General features: G+C 63.4%; 12 protein-coding genes. 11 read left to right on the top strand and 1 reads right to left on the bottom strand.

From position 1 onward, the window contains the following. Nucleotides 1-14: 14 nt before the first annotated feature. On the bottom strand, nucleotides 15-4,133 hold the full coding sequence (locus LB516_RS15105; protein WP_181166448.1) for a Pls/PosA family non-ribosomal peptide synthetase: 4,119 nt from the start codon (nucleotides 4,131-4,133) through the stop codon (nucleotides 15-17). Between the two features lie 628 nt (nucleotides 4,134-4,761). Here LB516_RS15105 and LB516_RS15100 point away from each other — a divergent pair. The 11 genes from LB516_RS15100 (at nucleotide 4,762) to minC (ending at nucleotide 18,288) form a co-directional block, all read left to right on the top strand. Next, on the top strand, nucleotides 4,762-5,007 hold the full coding sequence (locus tag LB516_RS15100) for a DUF680 domain-containing protein (protein WP_224719856.1): 246 nt from the start codon (nucleotides 4,762-4,764) through the stop codon (nucleotides 5,005-5,007). Nucleotides 5,008-5,137: 130 nt separating this feature from the next. Further along, nucleotides 5,138-6,109 carry an MBL fold metallo-hydrolase gene (locus LB516_RS15095; RefSeq protein WP_140663398.1) on the top strand — a complete coding sequence of 324 codons (972 nt, stop codon included), beginning with the start codon at nucleotides 5,138-5,140 and terminating at the stop codon, nucleotides 6,107-6,109. A gap of 31 nt (nucleotides 6,110-6,140) precedes the next feature. After that, on the top strand, nucleotides 6,141-6,620 hold the full coding sequence (locus LB516_RS15090; protein ID WP_140617977.1) for a tetratricopeptide repeat protein: 480 nt from the start codon (nucleotides 6,141-6,143) through the stop codon (nucleotides 6,618-6,620). Between the two features lie 293 nt (nucleotides 6,621-6,913). Beyond that, nucleotides 6,914-7,420 carry a DoxX family protein gene (locus LB516_RS15085; protein ID WP_140725199.1) on the top strand — a complete coding sequence of 169 codons (507 nt, stop codon included), beginning with the start codon at nucleotides 6,914-6,916 and terminating at the stop codon, nucleotides 7,418-7,420. A 120-nt stretch (nucleotides 7,421-7,540) separates the two neighbouring features. Beyond that, the gene (locus LB516_RS15080; protein WP_140663394.1) at nucleotides 7,541-8,140 is read left to right on the top strand and encodes a BA14K family protein; all 600 of its coding nucleotides are present in this window, start codon (nucleotides 7,541-7,543) and stop codon (nucleotides 8,138-8,140) included. Between the two features lie 120 nt (nucleotides 8,141-8,260). Continuing rightward, nucleotides 8,261-8,584, top strand: a complete 324-nt coding sequence (locus tag LB516_RS15075; RefSeq protein WP_015316915.1) for a DUF2934 domain-containing protein — start codon at nucleotides 8,261-8,263, stop codon at nucleotides 8,582-8,584. Nucleotides 8,585-8,778: 194 nt separating this feature from the next. Then, entirely contained in the window at nucleotides 8,779-9,066 is a 288-nt protein-coding gene (locus tag LB516_RS15070; protein WP_015316916.1) for a hypothetical protein, read from the top strand. Nucleotides 9,067-9,122: 56 nt separating this feature from the next. After that, nucleotides 9,123-9,272: a hypothetical protein gene (locus LB516_RS15065; protein WP_224719855.1), complete on the top strand. Its 150-nt coding sequence runs from the start codon at nucleotides 9,123-9,125 to the stop codon at nucleotides 9,270-9,272. Nucleotides 9,273-9,453: 181 nt separating this feature from the next. Next, on the top strand, nucleotides 9,454-15,204 hold the full coding sequence (locus tag LB516_RS15060) for a HAMP domain-containing protein (protein ID WP_224719854.1): 5,751 nt from the start codon (nucleotides 9,454-9,456) through the stop codon (nucleotides 15,202-15,204). Nucleotides 15,205-15,206: 2 nt separating this feature from the next. Further along, nucleotides 15,207-17,264 (top strand): response regulator, encoded by a 2,058-nt coding sequence (locus tag LB516_RS15055; RefSeq protein WP_224719853.1) that lies wholly within the window; start codon nucleotides 15,207-15,209, stop codon nucleotides 17,262-17,264. A 160-nt stretch (nucleotides 17,265-17,424) separates the two neighbouring features. After that, nucleotides 17,425-18,288: a septum site-determining protein MinC gene (gene minC, locus LB516_RS15050; RefSeq protein ID WP_224719852.1), complete on the top strand. Its 864-nt coding sequence runs from the start codon at nucleotides 17,425-17,427 to the stop codon at nucleotides 18,286-18,288. The last annotated feature ends 97 nt before the right edge of the window (nucleotides 18,289-18,385 follow it).

The raw sequence follows: 18,385 nt of genomic DNA, 5'->3' as shown, positions 1-18,385 counted from the left end.
ATCGGGATCGAGCGTCAGGACGACGCCCTGGAGCCGTCTTCCATGACCGGCTCGACGAACCGGTGCAGCTTGGCCGGATTGCCGCGCCAGATCGAGTTCGGCTCCAACTCCTCGCCCTTCATCACGAAGGAATCGGCATCGACCATCGATCCCTTGCCCATCACCACGCCGTAATGGACAAAGGCGGACGGTCCGAGCGTGCAGCCATCGCCGATACGGATGAAGTCGGACTTGAACGCACCTTCTTCCAGCGAGTGGGCCTGGATGACGCAGCCTTCATTGAGCGTGACGTCATCGCCGATCACCACGAGGGAACGCTCGGTCAGGTTGGCGCCGCCGTCATAGACGCGCTTGCCCACCTTGACTCCAAGCATGCGCAGGATCATCGGCCGGAACGGGGTGCCGGCGAACAGGCGCACAACAGGCGAATCCGCGAGCTTCCAGTGGCGCTCGTGGCGCCAGAATGTGACGTCGTAGATCGTCGTTATCTGCGGCTTCAGCTTGCGAAAACCGAGGCTTGCCCGCTCGACGAAGATGTAGAACGGAATGGTGATCGCCGAGGTCAAAAGCACCGCCACGAAGAGGGCGATCTCAGCCCATTCGGTGTAGTAGTTCAGTGCCCGGTCCCAGATCGCCAGCGTGGCGAACAGCATGATCCATTGCGTCGCCATGAACAGGAGGATCGTCACCAGGTTGTGACGGTTCTTGAGCGGGATGCGCTGGCGTCGGTCTTGCTCGTCGATGCCGGCGATGAGTTCCTTGTCGCGGTTCACCATGCGCGGGATTTCAAAGGGCGGCGAGCCGAGAAGGCCGACATTCTCGCGCAATGACCCGTCGATGGGGACCATCACCTTGGTGCCGAGCAGGACGTTGTCGCCCGTGCGTCCATCCGGCGGATAGTAGATGTTGTTGCCGAGATAGTTGCGCTCGCCGATCCGGGTCGGCTCGAGCCGGAACGCGGAAGCGGACTTGTGCATGTTGATCATGAAAAGCCCGTCCGACACCATGGTCTGGGTGCCGATCTCGCACAGGAGCGGGTTTTCGTGCTGCTGGTTGGAGCCGAAATTGGAGCCCGTCTGCACCACCTTGTTGAGGTTCCAGCCGATGGCGCTCATGTAATGGACGATGGCCGAGCTGTCACCGAACAGCAGCCCGAGCACGCGGGAGTTGCTCGAGAACTCGGCAACCGTCTGCAGCCAGTAGCGGAAGCCATAAAGCGTGTAGGTACGGCCGGGTTTCAGGATCAGGCTGAACAGGCGCGGCACCACCGTGGCGGCGAAAAAGGCCGCGGCGATGTAGCCGAACAGCGTGACCGTGGTGCCGATCGCCACAATGCCGATCGTCTCCTGATAGTCGTCCCCGACATTCTCCCAATAGCTGTGGAACAAAAGCGGCAGCGGGGTGACGATGGCAAACAGGCCTATCAGCTGCACGGCCTCGTAGAGGAAGCGCCGGATGCGGGGAGGATTGACGTTGCGCACCTTGCAATAGTCCGCCGTGGTCGGCACCGCGGGCGATCCATGCCAGTGTTCGCCGTCGGGGATGCTTTGCCCGTGCTGCAGCGAGGAGGAATGACCGAGCTGGCCGCCGTCGCCGATCGCGGTGTCGATGTCGAGCGTGCAGCCGACGCCGACGAAGGCGTCGCGGCCGATGGTCAGCGGCCCGGTGTGGATATAGCCGGCCTGGGCGCGATAGCCGAGGATCAGCGATTCCTTGCGCAGGATCGTTCGGTCGCCGATCGAAATCAGGTCCGTGCACACCGGCACCGCCCGGGATTCGATGACCACGTTCTTGCCGATCCTGGTTCCCAGAAGCTGCAGGTAGAGGCTGTAGAGCGGGCTTCCGCGGAACAGCACGACGGGTGCCGTGCGGATCAAGGTTTTGACCACCCAGAAGCGATAGTAGCGCAGGCCCCAGATCGGGAACGCTTCCGCCTTCCAGCGGCCCACCAGCAGCCATTTGGCGGCAATGGCGAAGCCCGACATGCCGAAGAACACGCCGGCAGAGAGCACCACGCACCTGACGTAAAGCTGCAGCGGGTCGTCGAGCGTGTCATAGACCCAGTTGAGGCCGTCATTGATCGCCCACAGCGCCACGTAGCTGTAGAGCGCGTAAAACAGCAACTGCGCCGCGCCGCAGGTCCAGTAGACGAAATTGGACGCCTGGCGGGTGAGAACGGGCTCGTTGGTGGCCGTCGTCATCTCTTCCGCCACGCTCAGGTGCTTGGCCAGGCGCGCCACCGTCGGATAGAGATAGATGTCGCGCATCGACGTCGTCGCCCATTCCTTGCGGGTGCGCACACGCGCGCAAAAATGCGCCATCAGCAACGAGTTGGCGCCGAGATCGTCGAAGAAATTGTCCTCGACGGACACGTCGTCGAACTTCAGCACGGCGCATAGCGCGTCGGCCAGGAAACGCTCGCCGTCATTGCCGGGCGGCACCATGGCGCGATCGGCCGAGAGCCGGACGCTGGTTGGTTTGGGCAACTGGCGAAGGTCGACCTTGTTGGAGACCGTCATCGGGATTGCCGGCAGTTCCTCCAGATAGGAGGGCACCATGTAGTCGGGCAGCCGCCGCTTCATCGTCTGGGCAATGTCGGCGCGCGAGAGCGCCGGCTGGCCGACCTTGGGCGCGTAATAGGCAACGAGTTCGACGCGGCCGGGCTCGATCTCCCAGGTGGTGACGGCGGCCTGCGCGATCTCGGGCTGGTCGAGCAGCACGGCCTCGATCTCGCCGAGTTCAATGCGATAGCCGCGGATCTTCACCTGGGTATCGATGCGCCCAGCATACTCGATCTCGCCGGCGTCACTGATCCGGCCAACGTCGCCGGTGCGGTAGATGCGCTTCGACGGGTTGTTCGGCAGGCCGAGGAAATCGGCGATGAATTTCTGTTCGGTCAGGTCCGGCCGGTTGAGATAGCCGACCGCCAGCCCGATGCCGGCAATGCCGATCTCGCCCAGTTCGCCAGGTTTGGCGAGCCGCGGCAGCGAAGGGTCGAGAATGACGATCGAGTAGGTGGGCAGCGGCGCGCCGATCGTCACCGGCCGGTCCGGCGTCAATGCACCCATGGTTGCCGTGACGGTCGCCTCGGTCGGGCCATAGGTGTTGAGGATCTGCCGGCCGGGCTTCGACCAGCGCACCACCAGATTGTGCGGGCAGGCCTCGCCGCCGACCAGCAGCGTGCGCAGGCTGGGCACGTCCGATGTCATGGACGACAGAAGCGTCGGGCTGCAGGCCATGCAGGTGATGTCGTGATGGCGCAGGAAATCGGCGAGCTCTTCGCCCACGAGAGGCATCTGGCCTGGTGCCGGCACGACCGTCGCGCCGGCGACGAACGGCACCCAGATTTCCTCGGAGGAAAAGTCGAAGGCGATGGTCATGCCCTGATAGACGCGATCGCCCGGCCGGTAGCCGTAGGATGCGGCGGCGACGCGGATGAAGTTGACGAAGCTCTGGTGGCGGATGGCCACGCCCTTCGGCCTGCCGGTCGTGCCGGACGTATAGAGGATGTAACAGATGTCTTCTGCCGCAGTGGGGGCCGGCGTCTTGTGCGGCTTCAGCGGCGCGTCGGACTGGGCTGATATTTCGGCGGCGGCGCTGTCGATCAACAGGTGCGGAACCGGCAGCTGGTCGGCCCGCGAAGCGTAGGTGGCGATGGTGACGACCAGGCTGACGCTGGCGTCTTCGATGATGAGCGCCATGCGCTCTTGCGGAAAGGCGGTGGCCAGCGGCACGAAGGCGGCACCCGCCTTCACCACGGCGAGCAGGGCCACATAGGTTTCCGCGGACCGGTCGAGGATGAGCCCGACACGGTGACCCGGCCGTACGCCGCGCTTGACCAGCAGACGGGCGAACTGATTGGCGCGCTTGTCCAGCTCCCGATAGGTCCAGGCGCGGCCCTCGGAGATCACCGCCGGCAGCGTGGCGAATGTCTCGGCGAGTTGCTCGAAGACCTTGTCGAGTCGCTCGTCCGGTTGACCCGCCCGGGCAAAATCGGCGCCCGCCAGGACCTGGCCGTGTGCTCCGGAGGCAATTCCCGCAAGTGCATCGACGCTGTCGGAGCTGGTCTCGGGTCCTGCGCCCGATCTTGCCGCTTCCCTGTCCAGTTCGGCGATATCGATACCGTGGTCCATTTCCAAACTTTCTCGTCCTGGCAAGCCGTTACAGGCACATCTCGGTCACGCCGCCGCGCCGGCGGGCATTGCCGGCTGTGCCGTCGCTGCAATTTGATCGTTGTTCATGGAGGGGGAATGACTGAAGCTTCCAGAACGGAAGATTCCGGAATTCAGACCGGCGATCGCCGGCCGCACCCTCTTTGGCCGGGCGGTTATCACGGAATCGACCGTCCTGTCTTCACAGTTTCGGGAGCATGGGCGTGGGGCGAGAGCGCGCATTGCCTGGGCGCTGCCGGCGGCGAGCGACATGCCGGGCAGGCCACCCATCGATCCGTTCGAACCTCGTTGCATTTGCCCTTACCCAATTCGGTGCGCCTGTGTCCGTGCGCTTGTGCGGCGGCCAGATTTCCGGCCATTGAGGGATGCTTATGCCATCCGATCTTTTCGCCAGTTTTTCCGAACTGTTGAATCTTGTTTCTGAATTGTGTCTGGGCAGCTTTCCGTAGGGCCGCTTTCTGCGGTTTCAGCCCTTCCAGAAAAATCTCATAGCGCCCGGGAATAAAGCGCGGCCCTTGCGGGTCTTCTCTGCAAGCGGGGCAATCTTGCGGTCCGCGACCCATAGAAAACGAAACAAGGATTTACCGAAATGACCAAGCTCGCTCTCAGCGTGGCTGCGATGTTGCTTGCCTCGACTTCTGCCTTTGCCGGCAGCGACCATTTCAACGCCAATGCCCCCAACCAGCCGGGCGTCGCCGTCGACACCAATGCCACCGCCTCGATCCCCTACACGGCAGGTCCTCACGGCGTCGACACCAAGGTGACGACCAAGCCGAGCCGGCCGGCGACCAAATCCGATGCGGACGAACCCGGCCAGGGCATCTGGGGCAACTGAGTTCACGGGTCGACACCCGATCCCGGCGGCGCCAATCCGATCCGCGACCAGCGACGGAGGGCCAGGGCTTGGCGCTCCGTCATTCCCTTCGACCTTTCGCCTTAGCCACCACTCAACAGAGGAGATCACCATGTTCAGCATGTCACGCCGCACAGTGCTTCAATCCGCCGCCGCCGCTGCCGCCTTCGGCCTTGCCGGCAAGCTGGAATTCACCCGTCCCGCTTTCGCGCAGACGCCGGTGGAACCCACCGTCGGTTTCTACAAATACACGGTCGGCGATATCGAGGTGACCGCCGTCTATGACGGCATCTGGAAGAAGCCGCACGACCCGGCCTTCATCAAGGATGTTTCGGTCGACGATACCAAGGCAGCGCTCGCCAAGGCGGGGCTGACGACCGACTTCATGCCCATTCCGCTCACCGTAGCCGTGCTCAAGATGGGCGGCAGGCTGATCATGATGGATGCCGGCTCGGGCGTCGGCCAGTGGCAGGCCAACGCCACGCACCTGCCGGCCAACATGGCCGCCGCCGGAATCGACTACAAGGCGATCGACACCATCATGATCTCGCATTTCCACCCCGACCATGTCTGGGGCCTCATGGAGAAGGGCACCAACACGCCGGTGTTCCCCAATGCCGAGCTCATCGTCAACGCCACCGAATACAATTGGTGGACCGACCCGAGCAGGCTGGCGAAGCTGCCCGAGGGCCGCAAGCCGGCGGGCAAGCGCATCGCCGAAAACTTCCCGAAATGGAAGAACTGGAAGCTGGTCGAGGATGGCGCCGAGGTCGCGCCCGGCATCCAGATCATCGCCGCCCCCGGCCACACGCCCGGCCATTCGGTGTACCTCGCCAATTCCGGCAAGGAACAACTGATGATCTCGGCCGACACCATGTATGTGCCGGCGCTTCTCGCACCGCATCCGGAATGGCAGGGCGCCTATGACCAGGACGGGCCGACGGCGATCGCCACGCGCCACAAGATCATCGACCGGGTGATCGCGGACAACATCCGCATTTCCGGTTCGCACTTCCCGTTCCCGGGCACCGGCGTCTTCGTCAAGGACGGCAATGCCTACGGCTTCACGCCTGTCGAAATCTGAGCGCGAGCTCCCAACCCAAGCGAGACAGACAATGAAACAATCCTTTTTGGGCAAGCACGCCCTGTTCGGCCTGCTCGGCGCCATTGCCGTGCTGACCGTGGTTCCCGTCGCAACCATCATCCCAGCCTATGCGGTCGACGACATCGAGGGCGCCGACGCGCCCGACCTCACCGCCGTCAAGGCCAAGATCGACGCCAAGGATTACAAGGGCGCGCTGGCGGACCTGCGCGACCTCGCGCAGGACAACCAGCAGGCCGACGTCTACAATTTGCTCGGCTTCACGCTGCGCAAGACCGGCGACTTCACCACCGCGCTGACCTACTACAACAAGGCACTGGAGCTGAAACCCGACCACAAGGCCGCCCGCGAATATCTGGGCGAGCTCTATGTCGAAACCGGCGACATGGCCAAGGCCGATGAGCAACTGGCCTCGCTGCAGAAACTGTGCCCGACCGGCTGCGACGAGCTTTCCGACCTGCGGAAAGCCATCGATACCAAGGTGACGAAGTAAGTTCTCCCCCCGGATTGCCCCCACTTGCGAAGGGCAATTCGGGGCAATCCGACCTCCCCCTCGGGGAGAGGAGGCGCCGCCTTTCTCTTCTCCCCGCTGGGGAGAGGTGGCCGCGAAGCGCCCGGATGAGGGGCTTGGCGCTAACCCACCAAAGTTCGGGCGCTCGTGGCTGGCGCCCATTGCCGGAGCCGGCGCCTCTCCCTCGAGCCGGCTCCGGCCCTTTCAAGCATCACATTCGGCAGGCGCCGTCCTCGCGCGGCGCATGCACGGTGTCAAAATATCGGAGGCTGACCATGACCCTGAACGAACGCGCAGAGAAGCTGCACGCCCTCGCCATCAAACTCTATGTCAGGGATCTGACCCTGCTTGTCGGGCGCCTGCTCATGTCCTTCATCTTCCTGCATGAGGGGGTGACACTGGCCACCCATTTCGACGGCGCCGCCAAGGCGATGGCCGCGCAAGGCGTCGGTCTGCCGCTGTTTGTCGCCACCATCGCGTTGCAACTGGGGGCAGGGCTCTCGGTGGCAACGGGCGTGCTGACGCGGCTGGGGGCGATCGGCCTCGGCCTCTTCTGCCTGGCAACGGCCACACTGTTCCACACCAACTTCGCCAGCCAGAGCGAGCTGCTGAATTTCGAAAAGGATCTGGCGATCGCCGGCGGCATGTTCGTTCTGGCCGTAGCCGGCGCCGGCCGGATCTCGCTGGATTGGCTGCTGGCCTGCACTCTGCAGCAGCGCCAGCGCGATCGGGAAACGGTGGCGTCGCTGCTGGCGGTCGAGAACCAGTTTTCCCAGAGGTGAGGCTGCCGGTCTGAGGAGGAGCTGAGCGCGCGCGACCCGTTCAAGCGCCTGCGACACGTACTTTGCTGGAACCAGCCTTGATGCTCCGCATTCTATAAGCAGGGGCTGAAGGAGCGTGACGTGAAAGCGATTTTGGCATTGGTCGGCGGCTTTGTCTTGACCCTTGCGGTCTTCGGCAGCGGGCTGGGCTTTGCCGCCTGGTTGCTCGCCGCCAAGCCCGCGCATGAGGCAAGGCCGACCGTCAGCGTGGCGGAACTGTGGACCAGGGACGCGCGGCCGGTGAACAAGGCGGCGCAAAATCTGCAACGCTTGCCGGCCGACCAGCCCGCGCCGCCCGATATCGCCGTCAAGCCGCGGGCACCCGATCCGGCCGCGACCGGATCGATCGCGCCGGCGGCTGGAGCCGACGCGCTGCCGGCGTCCCATGTCAGTTGGTGCGCGAACCGCTACCGCTCCTACAATCCGGATGACAACAGCTACATGTCCTATAGCGGGCAGCAGCGCCCCTGCGTCTCGCCCTATCTCGACGCCGGCGACGACCAGGGCGCGCAGCCATCGGCAGCCGTCAGCTATGTCGAGGGCGGTGTCGCCCCGGCGGTCGCGACGACGGCGCTTTCCGCCGACCATGTCGATTCCTGCTTCAGCCGCTACCGCTCCTACAGGCCCGACGACAACAGCTATCAGCCATATTCCGGCGGACCCAGGCGCCAGTGCGAGTAGCCGCCGTTGCCGTGCAGGCCTGGCTGAAGGGTTGCATCTTGTCGTCCCGACGATCACGCAGATTTTTTGGATCGTTCGCACCGGCGCGGCGTTCATGCCTCACATGAGTGGAGGAATGACATGAGCGACGACCGCGACGACAAGATCAGGAACCGCGCCTACGAGATCTGGCAACGCGAAGGCGGCGGCCATGGCGACCATGAGCGGCACTGGAGCCGGGCCGAGATGGAGATCGACAGGGAAGCCGCCCTGCCGCTGACGGCGGATGACGCGCTGCCACAAACCGGCGAGATCGCGAGCTCCGACGTTCTGACGGTGGAGGAACTGGCGATCCGCGCGGGCATATCGGGCGAGGAGGCGCAGGAGCTGATCGACCGTCTCGGCACCGACCGCGCCGCGATCGAGCAAGCCGCGCGCAGCCTCAAGCCAAAGCGCGGGCGCTGAACGCGCGAGCCTTTCGAAACAACGCGTTGGTGCAACTCGATGACAAGATGATTCATCGAGCCACCGAGCGCAAAACCATGATCGCCCCGAAGCCGGCGCTCTCTTGGAGCGCTATCCCTGGTCATCTCCGACAATGTCGGAACCCTTGGCCGCCTCGGAGGTTCACCCTGTCCCACCGCAAAGGAGATGCACTCATGGACCACGCCAATCACGTAAGGCTCAGCCGCGCCGAACTGACCCCGGATACGCTTGAAGGCGCGACCATCTACGGCCCCAACGACGAGAAGATCGGCTCCGTCGACCATATGCATGGCAGCAGCCAGGTCGTCATCGACGTCGGCGGCTTCCTCGGCATCGGCGCCAAGCCGGTCGCCGTCGCCGCCAACGAACTCGATTTCATGCGCGACGAGGACGGCGACGTTCACGCCGTGACCAGCTGGACCAAGGATCAGCTGAAAGCCATGCCCGAACACCGCGACTGACAATAGGAAGGGCTCGGCGATCGCCGGGCCCTTCGTCCTTTCCTGAGGAGAGACCAATGATCAGGAAGCTGAAACACGGAAAATGTCGGCTTTATTCAAGGAAAAAGGACGAGAAGACGGGCAAGCGGCGAAATCTGGGCACGTTCGACAGCCGCGAAGCGGCGGAGAAGCACGAAAGGGAAGTGCAGTATTTCAAGCGGCATTGATGAGGATCGCAGTGCGCAGCGGTACACAGAGGCCGAGACCGCTGTAGGCCAACCGGCCTTCTTCGTCCTCCTAGGGGGCCAGCAAAGCGCGGCGGACCTTTCAGCCGCGCTTGCAAGCCATATGGAACCAAATACGCGGCCACGCGTTAAGGGCTTCGGCCCGATCCGGCCGGGGGTTCGCGTGGAGGGGTTTTTGGGCGCATCTCGGTTACCAAAAGAACAACTGGACTCTCGACAAATCCTTAGCGCTCTCAAAGCTTTTCGAAACGGCGATTTCTCCGTCCGCATCGAAAACGTCTATGATGGGCTGAGTGGCGAGATTGCAGACACGTTCAATCAAATCGTCGAACTCAATGACCAGGTGACGCGGGAATTCGCGCGGCTCAGCCGGGTGGTCGGCAAGGACGGGCGCATCAGCGAGCGCGGCCATGTCAGGAACGCCAAAGGTAGCTGGGAATCGAGCGTCCGATCGGTCAACGACCTGATCGAGGACATGGTGCAACCGACCGCCGAGGTGGCCCGGGTCATCGGCGCCGTCGCCAAGGGCGATCTGTCCCAGACCATGATGGTGGAGATCGACGGCAGGCCGCTGCGCGGCGAATTCCTGCGGATCGGCAAGATCGTCAACACAATGGTCGAGCAACTCGCCTCGTTCACTTCGGAGGTGACGCGCGTGGCGCGCGAGGTCGGCACCGAGGGCAAGCTAGGCGGTCAGGCCCGGGTCAAGGGGGTGGCGGGCACCTGGAAGGATCTGACCGACAATGTGAACGCGATGGCGACCAACCTGACGAGCCAGGTGCGCAACATCGCGGAGGTGACCACCGCAGTCGCTTCGGGCGATTTGTCGAAGAAGATCACCGTCGACGTGAAGGGCGAGATCCTGGAGCTGAAGTCGACCATCAACACCATGGTCGACCAGCTCAACTCGTTTGCCGGCGAGGTGACGCGCGTCGCGCGCGAAGTCGGCACCGAGGGAAAGCTCGGCGGCCAAGCCCGCGTCGAGGGCGTCGGTGGCACCTGGAAGGACCTGACGGACAGCGTGAACCTGATGGCCGCCAATTTGACCGGCCAGGTCCGCAATATCGCCGATGTGACGACCGCGGTGGCGCTCGGCGACCTGTCGAAGAAGATCACCGTCGACGTGAAGGGAGAGATTTTGGAGCTGAAGTCCACCATCAATACGATGGTCGACCAGCTCAACTCATTTGCCGGCGAGGTGACGCGCGTTGCACGCGAGGTGGGCACGGAGGGAAAGCTCGGCGGGCAGGCGCAGGTGCGGGGTGTCGCCGGAACCTGGAAAGATTTGACCGATAACGTCAATTCTATGGCGGCCAACCTGACCGGCCAGGTGCGCAACATCGCCGAAGTGACCACCGCGGTGGCTCTTGGCGATCTGTCGAAGAAGATCACGGTCGACGTGAAGGGCGAGATCCTGGAGCTTAAGAACACCATCAACACGATGGTGGACCAGCTGAATTCCTTCGCCTCGGAAGTGACGCGCGTCGCGCGCGAAGTCGGCACCGAGGGAAAGCTCGGCGGTCAGGCGGAAGTCCGTGGCGTCGGAGGCACCTGGAAAGACCTGACCGACAACGTCAATCTGATGGCCGCCAATCTCACCGGCCAGGTGCGCAACATCGCCGATGTGACGACGGCCGTCGCGCGGGGTGATCTCTCCAAGAAGATCACGGTCGACGTGAAGGGCGAAATCCTCGAGCTCAAGAACACCGTCAACACGATGGTGGACCAGCTCAACTCATTCGCCTCCGAAGTCACGCGCGTTGCCCGCGAAGTGGGCTCGGAGGGAAAACTCGGCGGCCAGGCCCATGTCGAGGGGGTCGGCGGCACCTGGAAGGACCTGACCGACAACGTCAACGCCATGGCCGGCAACCTGACCGTGCAGTTGCGCGATGTCTCCAAGGTCGCGACCGCGATCGCGACCGGCGATCTCACCCAGAAAATCACCGTCGATGCGCTGGGAGAGATTCTGCAGATCAAGGACGTCATCAACACGATGGTGGACCAGCTGAACTCCTTCGCATCCGAGGTGACGCGCGTTGCCCGCGAAGTGGGATCGGACGGCAAGCTTGGCGGCCAGGCACAGGTCCGCGGTGTCGCCGGCACGTGGAAGGACCTGACGGATAACGTCAACGCCATGGCCGCCAATCTGACGGGCCAGGTCCGCAACATCGCGGAAGTGACGACCGCCGTTGCGCTGGGCGACCTGTCGAAAAAGATCACGGTCGACGTTCGCGGCGAAATTCTCGAGCTCAAGGACACCATCAACACGATGGTGGATCAGCTCAACTCTTTCGCCTCGGAAGTGACGCGTGTCGCGCGCGAAGTCGGCACCGAGGGGAAGCTTGGCGGCCAGGCACAGGTGCGCGGCGTCGCCGGCACCTGGAAGGACCTGACCGACAACGTCAATTCGATGGCCGAGAATCTGACCGGCCAGGTGCGCAACATCGCCGATGTGACGACCGCGGTGGCGCGAGGCGATCTGTCGAAGAAGATCACCGTCGACGTCAAGGGCGAGATCCTGGAGCTGAAGTCCACCATCAACACCATGGTAGACCAGCTCAACTCATTCGCAGGCGAGGTGACGCGTGTGGCGCGCGAAGTCGGCACCGAGGGCAAGCTCGGCGGCCAGGCACAGGTCGAGGGCGTGGCGGGCACCTGGAAGGACCTGACCGACAACGTCAACCTCATGGCGACCAACCTGACCAACCAGGTGCGCGGCATCGCCGATGTCGTCACCGCCGTGGCGCAGGGCAATCTCAAGCGCAAACTCGCCGTCGATGCCAAGGGCGAGATCGCGTCCCTGGCGGACACCATCAACGGCATGATCGAAACGCTGGCGACCTTCGCCGATCAGGTGACCAACGTCGCCCGCGAGGTCGGCATCGAGGGCAAGCTCGGCGGCCAGGCGAGGGTGCCTGGCGCCGCCGGCCTGTGGCGCGACCTGACCGACAACGTCAATCAGCTGGCGGCGAACCTGACCACACAGGTGCGGGCCATCGCCGAGGTGTCGACCGCGGTCACCAAGGGCGATCTTACCCGTTCCATCAGCGTCCAGGCTTCCGGGGAGGTCGCGGCGCTCAAGGACAACATCAACGAGATGATCCGCAACCTGAAGGATCAGACGCTCAAGAATGCCGAGCAGGATTGGCTGAAGACCAACCTCGCGCGGTTCTCGCGCATGCTGCAGGGCGAGCGCGATCTGGCCACGGTGTCGCGCATGATCATATCGGAACTCGCGCCGCTGGTGAACGCGCAGTATGGTGTTTTCTACGTGACCAATCGCGACGAGGAAGAATCTTATCTGGAACTGGCCGCGTCCTACGCCGCCGAGGGCAAAGCCAAGATCCGCCAGCGTGTGGACTTCCGGGAAGGCCTGATCGGTCAAAGCGCGGCCGACAAACGGGCGATCATGCTCGACGAGGTTCCCTCGAGCTTCCTGCGCATCAGCTCGGGCCTCGGTGAAGCGCCGCCGGCCAGCGCCATCGTTCTGCCGGCATTGTTCGAGGAAGAGGTCAAGGCGGTCATCGAACTCGCTTCGTTCAGCCGCTTCAGCGACACGCATCGCCTGTTCCTCGAGCAATTGATGGAGTCAGTCGGTATCGTGCTCAACACGATCGCCGCGACCATGCGCACGGAAGGGCTTCTCAAGCAGTCACAGCTTCTGACGTCCGAACTGCAGTCGCGCCAGACCGAGCTCACCAAGAAACAGGAAGAGCTTCACGCCACCAACGAGGAATTGCAGGAGAAGGCGCAGCTTCTCGAGAACGAGAAAAAGCAGGTCGAGAACAAGAATCTCGAGATCGAAATGGCCAGACGCGCACTCGAGGAGAAAGCGGAACAGCTGGCGCTGACGTCCAAGTACAAGTCCGAATTCCTGGCCAATATGAGCCACGAGCTGAGAACGCCGCTGAACTCGCTGCTGATCCTGTCCAACCTGCTCGCGACCAACCAGCAGGGCAACCTGAACGACAAGCAGATCGAGTTCGCTCGCACGATCAACTCGGCGGGCACGGACCTGCTCAGTCTCATCAACGACATACTGGATCTTTCGAAAATCGAATCCGGCACGGTTTCGATCGAGCTCAACGACATGCCGCTCGCACATCTGCGCCAGCATATGGAGCGGACCTTCCGGCAGCTTGCGGCCGACAAGGGGCTTGGGTTTACGATCAAGATCGATCAGATCCTGCCCGAGACGATCCGCACGGACGAAAAACGGCTGCAGCAGATCGTCCTCAACCTTTTGTCCAACGCCTTCAAGTTTACCTCTCAAGGCGACGTGACGCTCAGCATCCATGCCGAGCGGACCGGCCGCGCAAACGGCGCGGCGGCACTGCCGCAAGCGCTGGCCATCGCCGTCACCGACACGGGCATCGGCATTCCGGAGGACAAGCAAAAGCTGATCTTCGAGGCGTTCCAACAAGCCGACGGCACCACCAGCCGCAAATATGGCGGCACTGGTCTCGGCCTCTCGATCAGCCGTGAAATCGCCCGCCTGCTCGGCGGCGAGTTGCGCGTAGAAAGCCAGCCTGGAACGGGATCGACCTTCACGCTTGTCATTCCCTTCGACGGCCCGCGCAGCAGCAGTCTTGCACCGCAGATCGAGCTTTCGCCGGCCGCCGTTTCCGTTGCGGCCAGCAGCACGACAGGAACGCCGGAACTCGCCGACGACCGTGATGCGATCGGTCCATCGGACAGGGTGGTGCTGATCGTGGAGGACGACCCCACTTTTGGCGGGCTGCTGCTTGGTCTTGCGCGATCGGCCGGATTGAAAGGCGTGCTCTCCACGGCCGGCTCGGGAACGCTGGCGCTTACGCGCAAGCTCATGCCCGATGCGATCACGCTGGATCTCGGCCTTTCGGACATTGATGGCTGGGTGCTTTTCGACCTTTTACGGCACGATCCGAAGACCAGGAACATACCCATCCACGTTATCTCCGGCGCCGAAGACATCGAGCTCCTCACGCGCCGAGGCGCCGCAAGCGTTTCCAGCAAGCCGGTGTCCGCCGGCGAGCTTTCGCGTGTCTTCGACGACATTCAGTCGAGGACGCTCAGGACACAACGCAATGTGCTGGTCGCGGATCCGGACCCCGAGCGTCGCCTGGCGCTGGTCGAAGCCATTCGCGACGGCGTCACGTCGGTCACCGCCATCGGCCGCGTCGCGGCCAATGCCGACGGGGGTGGTATTGCCGGATATGATGCCGTCGTGTTCGGTTTTGGCCGTTCGGCCAAGGACAACGCCCAGATGCTCGATGAGATCATGTCCCAGTTCGGCGATTTTGTCCCGCGCCTGCTCTTCTTCACGCCCCATCCGGACGCCTTTCAACAGCAGATCGCCTTGCATCCGCCGCTCAGCGATGTTCCACGTGCCGACAACTTTGCCCAGCTTGGCTTGTTGATGTCCGCCGCCCTTCCAGGCGACAGGCCCGACAAGGAAATCCTGGCTTCCGAGCAACTCGACAACGCCGATCTGGCCGGAGCCAAGGTTCTGATCGTCGACGACGACATTCGCAACATCTATTCGCTGACCAGCGTGCTGGAGACCTACGGTATCGAGGTGCAGCATGCCGAGCGGGGGCGGGACGGCATAGCCATGCTTGAAGAGGCGCCGGACGTCGACGTCGCCCTGATCGACATCATGATGCCCGAGATGGACGGGTACGAGACAATGCGCCGGATACGCTCCCAGCCGGAAATCGCGCACATTCCGCTGATTTCCGTCACGGCCAAGGCGATGAAAGGAGATCGCCAGAAATGTCTGGACGCCGGCGCGTCCGACTACATCGCCAAGCCCGTCGACCTCGACCTGCTCCTCGCCCTGCTGCGGGTTTGGGTCGGTCGCTCGCGCTCGCGAGCGGGGACATCGCGGGCAGACGGCGACGACCGCAATCTGATCGCGCCCCGGCGGATTTAGCAATGGCGGCGATGGAAGCAGAAAGCAGCGAACCGTTCGAAAAGCTGGGGCCGGTTCGCGTTCTGGCTGTCGACGACGACGCGCGAAATCTCCTTGCCATTGAGGAGGCACTTGACGGGGTCGGGCAGGTGATTTGCGCCCAGTCGGGCGACGAGGCGCTGCGCTTTCTGCTCAAGGACGACTTCGCCGTCATTCTGCTGGATGTGCTGATGCCCGGTCTCGACGGCTACGAAACCGCTTCGCTGATCCGGAGGCGCGAACGTTCGAACGGCACGCCGATCATCTTCCTGACGGCCATCAACAAGGAAGAAGCACATATGCTGCGCGGCTATGACGCCGGCGCGGTGGATTATCTGTTCAAGCCATTCGACCCGTCGATGCTGCGGTCCAAGGTCATGGTCTTCGTCGATCTCTATGAAAAGACGAGGGAAATCGAACGGAATGCGGCCAGGGAGCAACTGCTGCTTGAGCGAGCGCTGAAGGCGACCTCCGACAAGCTCGACGCCGAGCGGGCGCTGCGGCATTCCGAGGCCCGGCAGGAGACGATCCTGGCTTCGCTGCCGATCTGTTTTCACGCCCGCGTGGCCGAGGCGCCATTCGCCGCAAGCTATGTTTCCAAGGGGGTCGAGCGGTTGACGGGATTTTCTCCGGACCGGTTCATGGCGGATCCAGATTTCGGCATCAGCCGGGTCCATCCGGCTGACCGGGACGCGGTGACAAGATCGCTTTCGGCCGCCCACGAGACCGGCTCTTATGCGTGCGAGTTCCGCTGGCGATGCGCCAATGAGGAATACCGGATATTCCTCGACCAGGGAGTGGTCGCCAGGGATGGCGCCGGGCTCGAACTGCTGGGCACCATGCAGGACATCACCGAGCAGCGCCATCTGGAAAGCCAATTGCTGCAATCGCAGCGGCTCGATGCGATCGGCAAGCTGACCGGCGGACTTGCCCACGATTTCAACAATCTGCTTGCGGCGATCCTCTCCGGGCTGAGCCTGCTCGAAAGGCAAGTGAGCCTCGACGGCAAGGCGGCCCAGGTTCTCGACATGACGCGCCGCTCCGCTTCCCAGGGCAAGGACCTCATCCAGCGCATGCTCGCCTTTTCAAGGCGCCAGGATCTGAAACCGGTTGCCGTGCGGATGTCGAGCCTGGGAGACACGATGACCGGCCTTGTGGCGCCGATCCTGGGCGGCCTGGTGCGCTTCGACTGGCATGTCGGTGACGACATATGGCCGGTGCATGCGGACCCGGCGCAGCTTGAGCTTGCTTTGATGAACCTGGTCTTCAATGCCCGCGACGCGATGCCTTCCGGCGGGACAATCTGCGTCAGGGCCCACAATCGCAGCGTCGGCCATTCCGGCCAGGGGCTTGCCGCGGGCGATTATGTCAGGCTTGCGGTCGAGGACACCGGGACAGGTATCGCCGCGGATGTCATCAGCAAGGTGATCGAGCCGTTCTTCACGACAAAGCCGATCGGGAAGGGCACGGGTCTGGGCCTCAGCACTGTCTATGGTTTCGCCAAGCAGTCGGGTGGCACGCTCAGGATTGACAGCGAGCTTGGCCACGGCACCACCATGGAGCTCTGGCTGCCCCGTTCACGCGAGGCGCAAGACGTTACCGCCAGGGATGAGCTCGTTTTCGAAGCCAGTGCCGCCAACAATGCCGGCACGGACCTCCCGACGGCGGTTGAGGATCAGTTGCCGACTGTTCTGCTCGTCGACGACAGTCAATCCCTGCGGGAGTTGACGGCGATGTCGCTGCGGCAATCGGGCTTCGACGTGACGGCGTTTTCCGGCGGCGCCCAGGCACTGGCCGCCATCGAAAAGGAACCGGACCGTTTCGACGTCATCGTAACCGACTTCGCCATGCCGCTCATTTCGGGCATCGACGTCATCCGCTTCGCCCGAAGCCTGCGCGCGGATTGGCCGGCACTCATCGTCACGGGCTACGCCGATGCCGAGAAGATCTCGGACCGCCCTCACGACGTGGCGTTGATCAGCAAGCCCTTCGAAGATGCTCACCTGGTAGCAGCCATTCGATCAGCTTCGCGCCGCCGCTGAAGGCCGTGGTTCGTGGGGAGCCGCACTTGTCGTCGATCCTTGGAGGGCGCTTAGCCGACCTCCCAATTTCTCGCACCAGCTGCCGAGTTGCCCCTTGCCGTTAACCATTCGTTAACCATTAACCCCCTAGCGTTTACCTCTCAGTAAGGATTCGCTGGCCGTGACCTTTGCCACCCCCGTCGAAACAAAATCCATTCGTTTTCGCGCCCGTTCTTTCGTGGCCTTTACGCTCACGCCGGAGGCGCCGATTTCCGCCTGGCTGGAGGGGCTGGATCACTGGATCGGCAATTCGCCGGGGTATTTTGCGGGACGGCCGGTGGTGCTCGATCTGAACGTGCTGAAGCCCGAAATCGCCGACATCGGGCTGCTGGTTGCTTCGCTCGGTGCGCGAGGCATCCGGGTCTATGCGATAGAGCTTGAAGGCGCCTCGCTCGGGCTTGACCTGCCGCCGTTGCTTGGCGGCGCCAAGGAGGCCACCACGGATGGCCTGCTGTCGCAGCCCGGCCGCAAGGGCAAGGCGGAGGCGGCTGATGAAGCCGGCAAGCTGGAAACGGTGTTTTCGGATCGCGGCAAGGATGCCGGCAAGGCCGGCGAAGTCAAGGCAGGCGAGGGCAAGGCCGGCGAAGCCAGGGCCGAGGCGGGCAAGGGCAAGGCAGCCAAGGCCGCGGAAGCAGGCGCGATCGAAACGGTCCAGGCCGGCACGCTGATGGTCAAGTCGCCGATCCGCTCGGGTCAGTCGATCTTCCATCCGCATGGCGATGTCATCGTTTTGGGCTCGGTCGCGTCCGGCTCCGAAATCATCGCGGCGGGCTCTATCCATGTCTATGGCACCTTACGCGGCCGCGCCATCGCCGGCTCGCAGGGCAATCGCTCGGCACGCATCTTCTGCCGCAAGAACGAGGCTGAGCTGATTTCGGTCGACGGCTGGTACACCACCGCCGAAGAGATGGAAGGCGTCTCGCGCGGCAAGGCCGTGCAGGCCTTCCTCGAAGGCGACATGCTCGCCGTCGTGCCGCTGAACTAGGGCGGCGCGATGCTGACGCCCGGCTTCACGGTTCCGGCCCGGACAAGCGCCGAGGCACCATCGCCGCGCGCAAGCCTCGGACCGGTTTGGGATGGCA

The sequence above is a fragment of the Mesorhizobium sp. CO1-1-7 genome, assembly GCF_020164885.1.
Lineage (GTDB): Bacteria > Pseudomonadota > Alphaproteobacteria > Rhizobiales > Rhizobiaceae > Mesorhizobium > Mesorhizobium australicum.
Note: the sequence above shows the minus strand (reverse complement) of the source record. Positions and strands in the feature narration are given on the sequence as shown.

What these genes read in the sequence shown, in the direction of transcription:
- LB516_RS15105 (WP_181166448.1), bottom strand. Translation starts at nt 4,133, where the DNA reads ATGGACCACGGTATCGATATCGCCGAACTGGACAGGGAAGCGGCAAGA.
- LB516_RS15100 (WP_224719856.1), top strand. Translation starts at nt 4,762, where the DNA reads ATGACCAAGCTCGCTCTCAGCGTGGCTGCGATGTTGCTTGCCTCGACT.
- LB516_RS15095 (WP_140663398.1), top strand. Translation starts at nt 5,138, where the DNA reads ATGTTCAGCATGTCACGCCGCACAGTGCTTCAATCCGCCGCCGCCGCT.
- LB516_RS15090 (WP_140617977.1), top strand. Translation starts at nt 6,141, where the DNA reads ATGAAACAATCCTTTTTGGGCAAGCACGCCCTGTTCGGCCTGCTCGGC.
- LB516_RS15085 (WP_140725199.1), top strand. Translation starts at nt 6,914, where the DNA reads ATGACCCTGAACGAACGCGCAGAGAAGCTGCACGCCCTCGCCATCAAA.
- LB516_RS15075 (WP_015316915.1), top strand. Translation starts at nt 8,261, where the DNA reads ATGAGCGACGACCGCGACGACAAGATCAGGAACCGCGCCTACGAGATC.
- LB516_RS15070 (WP_015316916.1), top strand. Translation starts at nt 8,779, where the DNA reads ATGGACCACGCCAATCACGTAAGGCTCAGCCGCGCCGAACTGACCCCG.
- LB516_RS15065 (WP_224719855.1), top strand. Translation starts at nt 9,123, where the DNA reads ATGATCAGGAAGCTGAAACACGGAAAATGTCGGCTTTATTCAAGGAAA.
- LB516_RS15055 (WP_224719853.1), top strand. Translation starts at nt 15,207, where the DNA reads ATGGCGGCGATGGAAGCAGAAAGCAGCGAACCGTTCGAAAAGCTGGGG.